The organism is Aliishimia ponticola, from assembly GCF_004803475.1.
In the GTDB taxonomy this organism is placed as follows: Bacteria; Pseudomonadota; Alphaproteobacteria; order Rhodobacterales; family Rhodobacteraceae; genus Aliishimia; species Aliishimia ponticola.
On record NZ_SRKY01000001.1, the window covers coordinates 855,159 to 869,592 of the forward strand.

General features: G+C 61.8%; 10 protein-coding genes and 1 tRNA gene. 6 read left to right on the top strand and 5 right to left on the bottom strand.

Annotated elements, in window-relative coordinates:
• Positions 1 to 100: 100 nt before the first annotated feature.
• On the bottom strand, positions 101 to 1,417 hold the full coding sequence (locus tag E4Z66_RS04070; protein WP_168797714.1) for a DUF2254 domain-containing protein: 1,317 nt from the start codon (positions 1,415 to 1,417) through the stop codon (positions 101 to 103).
• Between the two features lie 131 nt (positions 1,418 to 1,548).
• Between E4Z66_RS04070 and E4Z66_RS04075 the strand changes: the two genes are divergently transcribed.
• Both E4Z66_RS04075 and E4Z66_RS04080 read left to right on the top strand, forming a co-directional pair.
• Positions 1,549 to 3,966 (top strand): GcvT family protein, encoded by a 2,418-nt coding sequence (locus E4Z66_RS04075; RefSeq protein ID WP_136461643.1) that lies wholly within the window; start codon positions 1,549 to 1,551, stop codon positions 3,964 to 3,966.
• Position 3,967: 1 nt separating this feature from the next.
• Entirely contained in the window at positions 3,968 to 4,570 is a 603-nt protein-coding gene (locus E4Z66_RS04080; RefSeq protein WP_246035873.1) for a nucleotidyltransferase family protein, read from the top strand.
• Positions 4,571 to 4,768: 198 nt separating this feature from the next.
• Here the strand turns inward: E4Z66_RS04080 and E4Z66_RS04085 are convergent, their stop codons facing one another.
• Positions 4,769 to 8,764: a Hint domain-containing protein gene (locus E4Z66_RS04085; protein ID WP_168797715.1), complete on the bottom strand. Its 3,996-nt coding sequence runs from the start codon at positions 8,762 to 8,764 to the stop codon at positions 4,769 to 4,771.
• Between the two features lie 766 nt (positions 8,765 to 9,530).
• Positions 9,531 to 9,616, bottom strand: a tRNA-Leu gene (locus E4Z66_RS04090).
• Positions 9,617 to 9,716: 100 nt separating this feature from the next.
• Between E4Z66_RS04090 and E4Z66_RS04095 the strand changes: the two genes are divergently transcribed.
• Both E4Z66_RS04095 and E4Z66_RS04100 read left to right on the top strand, forming a co-directional pair.
• A complete protein-coding gene (locus E4Z66_RS04095; protein WP_136461646.1) occupies positions 9,717 to 10,295 on the top strand; it encodes a YqaA family protein in 579 nt (192 codons plus the stop codon).
• Positions 10,292 to 10,771 carry a disulfide bond formation protein B gene (locus E4Z66_RS04100; RefSeq protein WP_136461647.1) on the top strand — a complete coding sequence of 160 codons (480 nt, stop codon included), beginning with the start codon at positions 10,292 to 10,294 and terminating at the stop codon, positions 10,769 to 10,771. The genes E4Z66_RS04095 and E4Z66_RS04100 overlap by 4 nt, the downstream gene beginning before the upstream one ends.
• Here the strand turns inward: E4Z66_RS04100 and E4Z66_RS04105 are convergent.
• On the bottom strand, positions 10,752 to 11,177 hold the full coding sequence (locus E4Z66_RS04105) for an Lrp/AsnC family transcriptional regulator (RefSeq protein WP_136461648.1): 426 nt from the start codon (positions 11,175 to 11,177) through the stop codon (positions 10,752 to 10,754). The two genes, E4Z66_RS04100 and E4Z66_RS04105, sit on opposite strands and share 20 nt — an antisense overlap.
• Positions 11,178 to 11,287: 110 nt before the next feature.
• On the opposite strand from E4Z66_RS04105, the gene rocF reads away from it, so the two are divergent.
• Together rocF and E4Z66_RS04115 are read left to right on the top strand one after the other, a co-directional pair.
• Complete coding sequence (gene rocF / locus E4Z66_RS04110; RefSeq protein WP_136461649.1) at positions 11,288 to 12,214, top strand: arginase; 927 nt, start codon at positions 11,288 to 11,290, stop codon at positions 12,212 to 12,214.
• Between the two features lie 22 nt (positions 12,215 to 12,236).
• Positions 12,237 to 13,304 (top strand): ornithine cyclodeaminase, encoded by a 1,068-nt coding sequence (locus tag E4Z66_RS04115; protein ID WP_136461650.1) that lies wholly within the window; start codon positions 12,237 to 12,239, stop codon positions 13,302 to 13,304.
• Here the strand turns inward: E4Z66_RS04115 and E4Z66_RS04120 are convergent.
• Positions 13,301 to 14,431 carry an FAD-dependent monooxygenase gene (locus tag E4Z66_RS04120; protein ID WP_136461651.1) on the bottom strand — a complete coding sequence of 377 codons (1,131 nt, stop codon included), beginning with the start codon at positions 14,429 to 14,431 and terminating at the stop codon, positions 13,301 to 13,303. The genes E4Z66_RS04115 and E4Z66_RS04120 overlap by 4 nt on opposite strands.
• Between the last annotated feature and the right edge of the window lie 3 nt (positions 14,432 to 14,434).

A 14,434-nucleotide genomic window follows, 5' to 3' on the forward strand; every position in this document is an offset into this window, starting at 1 on the left:
CTGCCCAATGCGCCTGAAATCATGTTCCATCATGCACGCAGCCTGCGATGCAGATAGGCGGAAGGATTGCCAAATCGCGACACGCAAGGTCGCGAATTCGCTAGGTCGAACGCTCCGTCCCCGCGCGGCCCGCTGCATCGCCAAGCTTGTCACCAAGCACCGATTGCAGCGCATCGCGGTCCATGTCCCAATCCATCGCATCCAGCGCGCGGTGCAGATAATCGGTCGCGGCTTCCTGCGCGGCCTCGCAAAGCTCTGTGTCCGGGTGATACATCAACCCGGCAAGCACTTTGAGCAGCCGCTTTTGCACCTCGACCATCTGCGCCCCGTCCCGGTTGATCGCCCAGAACGCGTCGGAAATCAGTTCGCGCGCATCAAGCGGACGGGCGTGCAGTCGCGGATATGGCGGGCTGTCCTCCGCATCCGTTTCATCGCGGTATTCGGACAGAATCCGTCCCGACCGGTTGATCACGTCGATGGCCGTTCCCGGATCGTTGATACCAGGCGACAGCGCCTTGGACGCGATCTGAGACATGGTTTGCAGGCCGAACCGGGGGTCTTGATCAAAGGTGCGCTCGTCGCCCATAACGATGTTTTCGCGCACCAGTTCGGCCAGCTCTTCGCGCGCCTCATCATCGTCTTCCAACCCGGTGACGCGCACGAAGGGGGTGCGGTAGAACACGAAGCTGCCGATTTCTTCAAGAAAGTAGATCTGCACGCCCATCCGCTCTGCCGCTTCATGCAGGGGTTCGGGGTGGATGATCTGGATATAGCCGGTTTCAGGCGCCGTGATGACGATGCCATCCTCTGGCGGTGCCCCCGTCAATGGCGTCGCACCGAGGCACGGCATATCCAGCCGTTCGCGGAACTGGGTGCGGGTGATGTCCTCGACCTGCCGGGCGGAATTGATCAGGCTGCCCAAGGTCTGAAGATGCTGCATCCAGCGGATCAGCGACCAGACGATCAACGCCAGCACCAGCACAGTCATACAAAACAGCACCAGCGCCCGCTCATCCCCCAGCCATGTTACCTCGCGCAGCACAATCGCCGTCAGCGCATAGACATAGGCCCCGATAAAGGTGGCCAGCGTGTTTTGCGTGATCGCGTCTTCGCGGATCAACTGGTGAATACGCGGCGTGAATTGCGACGCCGTAGCGTGATAGGTGGACACCATGACGGTCAGCGAAAAGGTCGTCACCGCCAGCATTCCGTTGGCGATCAGGTCCAACAGGCGGTCGGCTGCCGCGCCGGAGATGCGGCTTTGCCATTCCACGGGCAGCAGCGCCTCGATCCCCTGCGACACCGCGATGGTGACAATGCCCAGAATGCCCATGGCGGTGACCCGCACCCATAGCAGGCGCAGATACCCGTGCAGGATGCGCAGGGCCTTTTGGGGGAGTTGAAAAATCTCGCTCATAGGGTCAGAGCCTAGCGCAGATTGTCGCAATGCCCAGAGCCAATCGAGGACTGATTACGACCTTGCCCGTCGCATCCGACATTGCGCCGCCCGCGCGCGCCTCGCACAAATGCGAAAACGGAGGTTCCAAGATGAAAACCACTTCCCGCGTTGTCGTGATCGGCGGAGGCGTCGTCGGCTGTTCGGTCCTGTATCACCTGACCAAGCTGGGCTGGTCCGATGTGATGCTGCTGGAACGCTCAGAGCTGACCTCCGGCTCCACCTGGCATGCGGCGGGCGGGTTTCACACGCTGAACGGCGACACCAACATGGCCGCGCTGCAGGGCTATACGATCCGTCTGTATAAAGAGTTGGAAGAAATCACCGGCATGTCTTGCGGCCTGCACCATGTGGGCGGCGTCACGTTGGCGGACAACCAGGACCGGTTCGACATGCTGCTGGCCGAACGGGCCAAGCACCGTTTCATGGGGCTGGAAACCGAAATCGTCACCCCAGAAGAGATCGCCAAGATCGCGCCCGTGACCAATATCGACGGGATCATCGGCGGTCTTTACGATCCGCTTGATGGGCATTTGGATCCTTCAGGCACGACCCACGCCTATGCCAAGGCCGCGCGGATGGGCGGCGCCACGATCGAAACCCATTGCATGGTGCAGGAAACGACGCAGCGCGCCGATGGCACGTGGGACGTGGTAACTGACAAAGGCACGATCCACACCGAACATCTGGTCAATGCCGGCGGGCTTTGGGCGCGCGAGGTCGGCGCGATGGCGGGTGTTTACCTGCCGCTTCACCCGATGGAGCACCAGTATATCGTCACCGAGGACGTGCCGCTGATCCTCGACATGGCCAAGGACGGCAAGGAACATCCGCATGTGATGGACCCGGCGGGCGAAAGCTATCTTCGGCAGGAAGGCAAAGGGCTGTGCATCGGTTTTTACGAACAGCCCTGCCGCCCTTGGGCCGTTGATGGCACCTCCTGGCAATTCGGGCACGAACTGCTGCCCGACGATTTCGACAAGATCGAAGATTCCATCGACTTCGCCTATCGCCGCTTCCCCGATCTGGAACGCGCCGGGGTGAAATCCGTCATTCATGGCCCCTTCACCTTTGCCCCCGACGGCAACCCGCTGGTCGGGCCGGTGCCGGGGTTGCGCAATTACTGGTCCGCATGTGGTGTCATGGCCGGCTTCAGCCAAGGCGGCGGCGTCGGCTTGACGCTGGCCCAATGGATGATCGAGGGCGAGCCGGAACGCGACGTGATGGCCATGGATGTGGCGCGGTTCGGCAAGTGGATCAGCCCCGGCTACACCCTGCCCAAAGTGATCGAAAACTACCAAAAGCGGTTCTCGGTCTCTTACCCGAACGAGGAACTGCCCGCCGCGCGGCCCAACCGCACCACGCCGATGTATGACATTTTCTCGGACATGGGCGCGGTCTGGGGGCAGCAATTCGGGCTGGAGGTCGTAAATTACTTCGCCACCGGCGATGCGCCCAGCTATGAAACGCCGTCCTTCCGCCGCTCTGACGCCTTTGACGCCACGGGACGCGAGGTACGCGCGGTGCGTGGCGCGGTTGGCATCAACGAGGTGCATAATTTCGGAAAGTTCCGCGTCACCGGACCAAACGCACGCGCATGGCTGAACCGCGTCATGGCGGGCCGCGTGCCTCAGGCGGGCCGCGTGTCGCTGACGCCGATGCTGTCCCACAAGGGCAAGCTGATCGGCGACTTCACCATGTCCTGCCTGTCGGAAACCGAATTCCAGCTTACCGCGTCCTATGGCAGCCAAGCCTATCACCAAAGATGGTTCGACCAGAACGCGCAGGACGGGGTCCGGGTCGAGAATATCTCGGACCAGCGCAACGGCTTTCAGATCGCGGGGCCAAATGCGCGCAAGGTTCTTGCCGCCTGCACCCGCAGTGACCTGTCCGATATGCGCTTTCTGGATGTGCGCCGCCTGACCGTCGGCATGACCGACTGCATCGTGCAGCGCGTGTCCTATACCGGTGATCTGGGCTATGAAATCTATTGCGATCCGATGGCGCAGCGCCAATTGTGGTGGACGCTTTGGGAGGCCGGGCAAGCGCATGGCATGGTGCCCTTCGGGATGCGGGCCATGATGTCGCTACGGCTCGACAAGTTCTTCGGCTCGTGGATGTCGGAGTTTTCGCCCGACTACACCGCTGCCGAAACCGGGCTGGACCGCTTCATTTCGTGGAAGAAGCCGGAAGATTTCATCGGACGCGCCGTTGCCGAGGCTGAGAGGACAGCCCCGCCCGCCCGCACGCTGTGCGCCTTTGAGGTCGATGCCGATGACGCCGATGTGCAGGGGTATGAGCCGATCTGGCTGGATGGCGATGTGGTCGGGTTCTGCACCTCGGGCGGCTATTCACACCACGCAGAAAAATCCATCGCGCAAGGCTTCTTGCCGCGGGATCGCGCGACGGATGGGCTAGCGGTTCAGATCGAAATTCTGGGCAAGATGCGGGATGCGCGGGTGATCACCACGCCACTGTTTGACGCGGATGGTGCCCGGATGCGGTGTTAATGTGACGCAAAGCGACATCCCCATCCTGATCCTTGCGGGCGGTGCAAGCCGCCGAATGGCGGGGCGGGACAAGTTGACGGAAACCGTTGACGGCGTCCCGCTGCTGCGATTGCAGGCCGAACGCGCGCTGCGTGTCAGCAAGGATGTTAACGTACTGATGCGTCCGGGAAGACCCGATCGCAAACAAGCGCTTGAGGGGCTGGACGTCAATGTGATCGTCAGCCCCCATGCGTTGGAAGGCATGGGGGGATCGTTGCGCACGGGCATCGAGGCGCTTGACGACAGGCCCTGCGTTCTGCTGATGCTGGCCGACTTAATCGATATTAACGCCCGGGACCTGCGTATGGTTATCGAAGCGCGGACCACCGCGCCGAACGCCCTGATCTGGCGCGGGGCGACGCAGGATAACCGGCCCGGCCATCCGGTCTTGTTCGACCGGGCGGTGTTCGCGGATTTGAAACGGCTTGAGGGCGATAGCGGCGGGCAAGAGGTCATGAAGGCCCACGCAGACCGCGTCGTTCTGGTGCCCCTGCCCGGCGACGCCGCCCGCACCGATCTGGACACGCCAGAAGACTGGGCACGTTGGCGCGCAGCGCGGGACTGACCCTGCGCCACTGCCCTGAATGAAAAACGGGGCAGCCATTGCCACCCCGCTTTCCTTAAAGCCTCAACGAATTGGGCCACCCAGCTGCATAATCTGGCTGCAAGGGCCGCTTTCGGCCCTCACATTTCTTTCAAGGCACGCGCTCCGCAAGACGGAGCAGTTGGCCATTCCCCACGAACGGCCCACGCCGGCGCGTCGTCACATGGTGACGAGCAACGCCTCATGTTTCTTGAGCGACCGGCGCGCAGAGGCATAGGATCCCATGCCCTCACGTGTCTTAAGCTCCGGGAACAATTCAAAAATTTCGTCGCGCTGCTCTGCCCCCATAGCCCCGAGTGTCATATCCCCGGGCTGGAAGCTTTCGGTCCACGCGCCGTCGGACAGGATGACCTCGTGCTGGTCGAACATGATGTGGATGTATTCCACATCGGCCACATCCACGATCTCAACCCCCTCAAGCGCGGTCAGATGCTTGGCCGCAACCAGGACTTCGCTTTCCTCGAAGAACAATTCCGTCTTCTGGTTGGCGACAAGCACCCGGTGGTTCGGCGACACAAGCATATCGCGTTCCGGCAGACCGCCCCCAAGCGCACCCGCCCGGATCATGACCGGACGCAAATGGCGGGCCGAGGCCAGATCGGCACCGGACAGCGCCCTGCTGCCAACCCAGCGGATACGCTGGATGCCATTGTCACGGGTGATCACGCGATCACCGACGCTCAACTCTTCGACGCGACGTTCGCCTTGCGGAGTTGCAATCAGCGTACCGGGGGTGAAGCAGGGAATGACCTCCTCCACATCGGTGAATGTCAGCGTGCCGGTGCTGGCGCCATTCTGGTCGAAATAGGTGACGAAACCGTCGAAGCCGTTGCCATTGGCATCCGGCCCGGTGAACGTGACTTCCAGCGACCCGTTCGGATCGGTCGATCCGGTCAGGTCCAGAATGTCGTAGTCATCGCCCGCGCCGCCACCGTCGACAGTGTCTCCCGCGTTCACATTGGTAAACGTGTCGCGATCCGCGCCACCCGACAGGGTGTCGTTCCCGGTGCCACCATCGATGGAATCGTTGCCGTCACCGCCAAGGATCACATCGTCGCCCTGACCGCCCAGCAGCGTGTCGTTGCCGATCCCGCCGTCGATCAGATCGTCGTCGATTTCACCGTCAATGTAATCGTCGCCCGCCTCACCATAGAGCGCGTCATCGTCATCCGCGCCATAGATCGTGTCATTGCCCGCACCGCCATAGACCGTATCGCGGCCATTATCCGGGCGCAGATCGGGGCCAAGCGGGTTGGAGCCGTCATCCTCGATGTTGAACTGGTCGAGGCCGAGAACCGGATCATTGCCCGCATAGATCGTGTCGTCGCCGTCGCCCGCGTAGATCGTGTCTTCGCCTTCGCCGCCAACGATCCGGTCATCACCGGAGCCGCCATGGATCGTATCGTCGTCGATACCGCCATCGATCACGTCATTTCCGTCGCCGCCATCGATGAAGTCTTCGTCATCGCCGGTGCGGATCGTGTCGTTTCCGTCGCCGCCATAGACCGTGTCGCGGTCATCATAGATGCCGGGCGTGCCTTCTTCGCCGGTGAAGACGCCGGGATAGCCTTTGTCGATCAGGAAAGAGCCGTTGCCGGTATTGATGACATCGTCGCCCGCGCCGCCCTGCACTTCGTCAGAGCCCGCGCCGGTTGTGATCGTGTCATTGCCGATACCGCCATCGACCTCATCGTCGCCTTCGCCTGCGATGATGGTGTCGTCGCCAGCGAACCCCAGAATGATATCGTCATTCGGCCCTTCACCCGGCAGGATCGCATCGTTGTTGTCGACACGATCGCCTTCCGGGTCGCCGGTGTAGTCCACGTCGATCAGATCGTTCCCTGCGGTGCCTTCGACGATCCCGTCAAGCGGCGGGCCGGTGACTTCAACCGTGACCACAGCGTCATCCATCAGACCGTCCGGGTCGGCCACGGTGTAATTGATCGTCGCGTCGCCTTCGAACCCTTCAGTGGGCGTGAAGGTGAGCGTACCATCGGCATTGATATCCACCGTGCCATTGGGCGACGTGGCCGCGATGATGGTCAGCGCATCGCCATCCACATCCGTGTCATTGTCCAGCACCGGGATCATCACCGGGGCATCCGTGGTCGTCGCGAAATCGTCCATCGCCACCGGCGCGTCGTTCACCGGGTTGACGGTCACATAAACAGTGCCGAAATCCTCATTCCCGTCCGGGTCCGCAACGGTATAGGTGATTGTCGCCGGGCCGTTATAGTCGGGCGCCGGCGTGAAGGTCAGCGTGCCATCTGCGTTGATATCGACGGTTCCGTTCGGGCTGGACGCTTCCGTCACAGTCAGAGCTTGCCCGTCGCCATCGAAATCATTGGCCAAGACGTCGATGACAACTGCCGTGTCCTCATCGGTCACTGCGGTGTCGTCATTTGCAAACGGAGGCGCGTCGCCGCGGTTGTCGCCCTGGATGCTTTCGATTTCCGTAAAGACAATCGTTTCGCCCGTCGGCGTGCCGGACTCATCTACGAAGACGATCGTGCCGTCGAAACCGTTGCCATTGCTGTCCGGCGTCAACCCATCGATCACGAACGGCCCCATGCCGGTCAGGTCGAGAACGTCATAATCGTTGCCGCCTGCGCCGCCATCGACCGTATCGCCTGCGCCGCCGATGATCGTATCGGCATCGTCGCCGCCAAAGACCATGTCTGCGCCAGCTTCGCCGTCGAGGATGTCGTCTCCCGCGCCGCCGTAAAGCGTGTCGTTGCCGTCTGCGCTGCCTTCGGACACCGTGGTGAAGGCGATATCCGTGACGGTGATGCCGGAATTGGCATTGCCCAGTTGGTCATGCAGGATTTCCCAGCGTGACACCGGCCCCGGAATGGTCACCAGAACCGAATGGGCCGCGTCCGAATTGGGCGCATAACCGTCATTCAGGCTTGTCGCGGTGTCATTGCCCGCAATGCTATCGGTGTCGGACAGGCCGACGTCAGAACCCGCGTCCGACAAAACAACCTCAATCGGATTGCCATCGGCGTCATAGGCCAGAACCTTGACCTGCCCGCTGCCGTCGATGTCGTTGATGCGGAATTCCACGTCTTCCAGCGGCTGATCGGAGGTCCAGCTATAGACCGCGGAGTTGCTGCTGCCGTTCAGAACGGATTGGAAGGAAGACTTGTTTCCGACCTCTGCATCCAGATCGTCGGTATTCTGGTATTCACGGTGGAATTCATTCGTCACGCCCGCCGATGCGCTTTCCACATCAAAGGTGATGGAGGCAGACCCGGTATCCTGCGTGAAGCCGGTGGTGCTTTTCTCGTAGGCAAAGCCGCTTTCGTCCGACCATTGGAAGATCTCGCGCACGGTTTCACCAGCATCGCCATTGTCGCCAAAGATCGTGTCGTTGCCGTCCTCGCCATGCAGCACGTCATCCCCAGCCCCGCCAAGAAGCACGTCGTCGCCTGCCGCGACTGCGCCCGCATCAGAGGAATAGCTGACATGCGCATTGTCAAAGGTCGCCCCGGACTGCGCCAGGTCGATCTTGACCTCGACATCCTCGAAATCCTGGTCACCAAGCCCGTAAAGGTCTTCGAAGCCAAGCGATACTGGGCCGTTCACGCCGTCCTGCGAAATCAGGCGTGTATGGACCTCGCCATCGGGGTTCAGGCCAGCATTCGCACCATAGCCGGAGCTGTAGAAATCGCCTTCGGGCGAGCGGATCCCCAGACCCACGGTCGCACCGGTCGGCACGCTGACTTCGAACGTGTCACCGACATTGCATTTGACGTTGTCCGTCAGGTCGATTTCTTCCAGCACGGTGCCGGTGGCCGGATCGAACACGTAGATGAACAGACCGTTGTTGAAATCAGCGCTGCTGCCGTAGCTTTTGAAAACGGTCACGTGGATCGGGGATGTCAGCCCGCCATCGTCGCCGTAGATTTCGTCATTCCCCTTGCCGCCAGAGATCGTATCGTCACCGGCATTGCCGAAGATGGTGTCATCGCCCTTGCCGCCAGAGATCGTATCGTCGCCACCATTGCCAAAGATGACGTCGCCGCAATCCGTGATCCGGTCCCCACCCTGATCCGTCGGCGCATTCCCGTCATCGTAACCGCGCGACATCGACTCGCCGCTTGCTTCGCCTTCGACCGCACCGTCAGTCCAGTGCTTCGTAGAATTCGACATCATCTTCTCCTCGTAACTGCGCAGCGCGCGCCCCGCAAAACGGCGGAAACTCAATACAAAAAACATGCCCATTGGCGGTGCCAGAAGCCGGATCGACCGCCTGAAACATCCAGATCTGAAGGAGAGGTGTGTTCTACCCAGCAAACTCGGCAAAAACCGACACTGGCGACTCCACGGCTTGACCTTACCGTGGCTCAAACACACGCCTCGCATCTTCTGATACGTCTCGTGCGGCCGCCCCTGTGGCCTAAAGACATCGCCCCCCAGTTGGGCAAGGACACAATTAGCAATAGGTTTGTCGCAAACAAAGCTAAACTTGTCCGAAAATTTCCACAATCTAAGCGCGAACAGCCCTGTTAACTACGGTAAATCCCTTCGAATGTGGCAGGATTGTGGCCGACTGTTTCGCTAAACACCTGAAACGGCGGGTAATCTGGCGCTTGAGCCCGATTTTGCGGCCCTATTGTCGCCCCTTCGGAAACTTTTCACATTTCCTTAACTTTCGCGTCAGAACGGCCAATTTAGGACACATTTTAACCAAATTGTTTTTAATCCACGGGATCAATTCCGCCATTAACAACCGTTTGTTGACGGAGCGAGGAAGAATTAGGGATTTCTTGATTCGTGTTCGTGAATCGTTTGCGAAGAAGCGCGGCCATCTGGCCTCACACTCATCGCGCGCCAAATCTCAACTTTAAGCTGCAAAACAGTTGTTTGCGCCGCGACCCTCAAGCGGATGCGGAAGTCAATCATGATGCGGAGAAGTTGGTACCCAAGGCCGGACTCGAACCGGCACGCCCGCAAAGGCGGGGGATTTTGAATCCCCTGCGTCTACCATTCCGCCACTTGGGCACGCGGGACGATTTACCCGCAGCTTGCAGCCGCGTCCAGCCCCAACTTTCGCGCACCGTGAGCGCTTGACCCCAAGACAGGTCCGTGCTCAACGGAAGCCATGTTAAGACGCCTTTACGATTGGACGCTTTCGATGGCCAACCACCCCCACGCCTTGTGGGTTTTGGCGGCTGTGTCTTTCATCGAAAGCTCGGTTTTTCCGATTCCGCCCGATGTGCTGATGATCCCGATGATCCTTGCCGCGCCGCATCGCGCCTGGCTTATCGCCATTGTCGCGCTGGTCGCGTCGGTTCTGGGCGGGATGCTTGGATATGCAATCGGTGCCTTCGCGTTCGAAGCCATCGGGGAACCGATCCTCGCCTCGCTTGGCAAAGCCGACGCGGTGGCGGAGTTCAACACAAGGTTCAACGATTTCGGTTTCTGGGCCGTATTGACCGCCGGTGTGACGCCCTTCCCCTACAAGGTCATCACCATCATGTCCGGCTGGACGGGTATGCCGATCCTGACCTTCATCGCCACGTCCATTCTGGCGCGTGGCTTGCGCTTTTTCATCGTCGCCGCCCTGTTGTGGAAATTCGGCGCGCCGGTTCGCGACTTCATCGAACGACGGCTTGGCCTCGTCTTCGCCGCGTTTGTCCTTCTGCTTTTCGGAGGGTTCGCCGTGGTGAGCCTGCTATGACCGCGCGTCGCCTGATCCTGCTGGCAACCGCTGGCTCTGCCGCGCTTCTGGTTGGCGTCTTCGTCTTCCAATCCCTTGGTTGGGCTCCTTGCAAGATGTGCCTGTGGCAGCGATGGCCCCATGCGGCAGCGCTGTTGATCGGCGTTCTGGCGCTGATGATCGGGCGCCTGTCAGAGCGTATTTTAGCCGGGCTGGGCGCGCTTACCGTGCTGATCGGTGCGGGCATCGCCGCCTATCATTCCGGGGTCGAACGCAAATGGTGGGACGGGCCGGCAAGCTGTAGCGGTACCGGCAGCGGCCTTGGCGGGCTGAGTGCGAGCGAGCTGATCCCCGGTGCCAGCGACGCGCCGCCGCTGGTTCTGTGCGATACGCTGACGCCCTTCCTTTTCGGGTTGACCATGGCGAACTGGAATTTCATCGCCTCGCTGGTGCTGATGGTGATCTGGGTTGCCGCGGCTAAGCGTGCTTCCGCGTAGACAGCAAAAGCGATGTCTCACTCGCCGTGACCCCGTCAAGCTGCCGGATCCGATGCAGCACGGCATCGAACACCTCCAGTGTGTCCACGGCGATTTCCACGATCACGTCCCACCGTCCATTGGTGGTGTGAACCGCGCTGACCTCTGACATGCCTTGCATCTGACGGATGATCTTTTCCGTCCCGCGCCCGGCGATTTCCACCATCATGATACCGCGAACCGGGGCCTGCGCCGCATCGCCCTTGGTCACGACCGTAAACCCGACGATTTCGCCGCGCGCCCGCATCCTGTCGATCCGCGACCGAACCGTTGTGCGCGATAGCCCCAGCACTGTTGCCAATTCAGAAACACTGGCCCGCGCATCCTTGCGCAAGGCCGCCAACAACCGGTTGTCCACTTCGTCCATTCGGCACCTCCAAAATGGCTAGTTAGACCGCATTTTGCGCAAATCAAACCCTTCAACTGGACGTAGAATACTCAATACTCGGCACCAACACACAGAACGGAGTTGTTTCCATGACTGACACGACTTGTATCCTGATCGGCGCCCCCGTCGATTGCGGAAAACGGCGGCTTGGGTGCCTGATGGGGCCGGATGCGTTCCGCGCAGCGCGCTTGCCCGAAGCACTGCGCAGTCTTGGACATGATGTGATCGATCGCGGCAATTTGCGCCCCGCCGACCACCCTGCCGATGCCGATGACGCCTTCTTGCACAAGCTGAACGAAACCGTCGGCTGGACCAAGACGCTGATGCAGGCGGCGACGCAGGAAATGGCCCATGGCCTGCCGATCTTTCTGGGCGGCGATCATGCCTTGGCGCTTGGCACCGTTCCGGGGGTCGCCGCCTTTGCCAAGGCGCAGGGCCGTCCTCAATTCGTGCTATGGCTGGATGCGCATACCGACTACCACAGCCCCCAGACCACGGGCAGCGGCAACCTGCACGGCACGCCGGTTGGCTATTTCACCGGGCGCAGCGGGTTTGACGCCTTCCCGCCCCCCGCCGCTACAGTCCCGGCAGAGAATATCTGCATGATCGGCCTGCGCTCCGTCGATCCAGAGGAACGCACCGCGCTGGATGACACGCCCATCGCCCGCCATGACATGCGCGAGATTGACGAACGCGGCATCGCCCGGCCCTTGCAGGAATTCCTGACGCGCGTCGCCGACGCGAATGGCTTTCTGCATGTTTCGCTGGACGTGGATTTCATCGACCCGGCCCACGCCCCCGGCGTCGGCACCACGGTTCCGGGCGGCGCAACCGTCCGCGAAGCCCATCTGGTGATGGAGATGATCCATGACAGCGGGCTGATGACCTCTCTCGATGTGGTCGAACTGAACCCGTTTCTCGACGATCGCGGCCAGACGGCGCACCTGATGGTCGACCTTGTGGCCTCGGCCCTTGGGCGCACCGTGTTCGACCGGCCGACGCGTGGCCGCCACTAACCCGCTGGAAGGAGGATTTCCCATGCCCACCAAGACCCATTCCCCCGCCCCATCCGACAAGGCGCTGGTGCCCTTCGTTTCCGTCGATCACATGATGCAGCTGATCCATATGCATGGCGTGGCCGATATGCTGCGCGGGCTGGCGCGCTATATCGAAGAGGACTTCCGGCGTTGGGAGAAATTCGACAAGACGCCGCGCATCGCGTCCCATTCGCCCGGCGGAGTCATCGAACTGATGCCCACCTCGGACGGGGAGGCATATGGCTTCAAATATGTGAACGGCCACCCCAAGAACACGGCGGAAGGCTTGCAAACCGTGACCGCCTTCGGGCTGCTGGCGGATGTGGCGACGGGCTATCCGGTGCTTTTGACCGAGATGACGCTGCTGACGGCGCTGCGCACGGCGGCGACCTCGGCACTGGTGGCGCGGACGCTGGCCCCCAAGGGGGCGACCACGATGGCGATGATCGGCAATGGCGCGCAGTCGGAATTCCAAAGCCTCGCCATGCAGGCGCTTTGCGGGATCACCCATGTGCGCCTTTACGACACCGACGCCGCAGCAACGGCCAAATGCGCGGGCAATCTGGCGGGCAGCGGGCTGCATGTGACGGCGTGCGCCACGCCGGAGGAGGCTCTGGAAGGTGCGCAGATCATCACCACCTGCACCGCCGATAAGCGCCGCGCCACGATCCTGACCGGCAACATGGTCGGCTCGGGCGTGCATATCAACGCGATTGGCGGCGATTGCCCCGGCAAGACCGAAATCGCGCCGGATGTCCTGAACCGCGCCGACATCTTCGTGGAATTCCCTGAACAGACCCGGATTGAAGGCGATATTCAGCAGCTAGACCCTGATCACCCGGTGACCGAAATCTGGCAAGTGCTGACCGGCGCGGCCCAAGGACGGCATTCGGACGCGCAGATCACCCTGTTTGACGGGGTCGGTTTCGCGATCGAGGATTTCTCGGCCCTGCGCTTCATCCGGGACCGGATCGTGGGCACCCATTGCTTCGAGCCGCTTGATATGCTGGCCGACCCGGATGATCCGCGCGATCTGTTCGGGATGCTGATGCGCGCGCAGCCGGATTAAGGCGCGGGCGGGTATTTCGCCTGCGCGGTGGGATCATAGCCATAAACCCATTCAAGGCGACGGGCGAGCATCCCGCGCCCCAGAACCAGGGCCGCGTAGGCGCCCCAGTTGAATGGCCAGCCCATGTGAAAGCGCCGACTGTTGCCGCGCGCCAGGTTGACCACGGCGCGGCAACGGTCCTGCCGGATCTCGGTATAGCGCGCCAGCCCGGCGGCCATGTCCGTGGCCCCGGCCAGCGCAGCGCCAAGCACCCAGGCATCCTCCAGGGCAAGGCAGGCGCCCTGCGCCATGAACGGCAGTGTCGGATGCGCAGAATCACCCAGCAGCACCACATTGCCTTTCACCCATCGTTGCGCCACGGAACGCGCATGAAGCGCCCAAGTATGCACACGCTCTGCCTGCGCGATAACCTCGCCCAACGCGCCGCCGAAATTTTCGAACCGCATCCGGAAATCAAGCGGATCGCCCTGCTCTGACCAGCTTTCATTCCGCCAGTCGCGCCGTTCTTCCACCGCCACCACATTCATCAACTTGCCCTGCCGCAGCGGGTAGCTAACCACATGCGCGCGGTGCCCCAAGGATACCGAGGCGCGCGGATCGGAGGGGTGGTCCCACGGCACCACGGCCCGCCATGCCACATGACCGGTGAAGGACGGGGCAACCGGTCCATCGACATAGCTGCGCCAAAGGCTGCGCACCCCATCCGCCGCGACGATCAGATCGGCCTGTACCGCCCCCGGCGAAACCGCATGGCCCAGCGAAAGCTCAACCCCGGCGTCTTTGGCGCAGCGCACCAACAGCGCCAGCAAATCGGCGCGGTGCATATACCAAGTGGGTCCACCCAGCGGCGCGCGAATCTCGGCCACCGCCGCGCCGGATGGGCCATCGCGGAACACGGTGCCGCGCGACAGCGACGCAGTGTCCGGCACCCCTGCCCCCACCGCGCCAAGCGCCTTCAGCACCCGCTGCCCATTGACGCTGACTTGAAGCCCCGCGCCAACCTCGGTCAAGGCCGGGGCCTGTTCATGCACCGTCACATGCGCCCCGCGCTGCGCCAAAGCGGCTGCCGTCGCCACGCCGCCGATTCCGCCGCCAATGACGGCCACATTCAATCCGGTCAGTTCCATGGT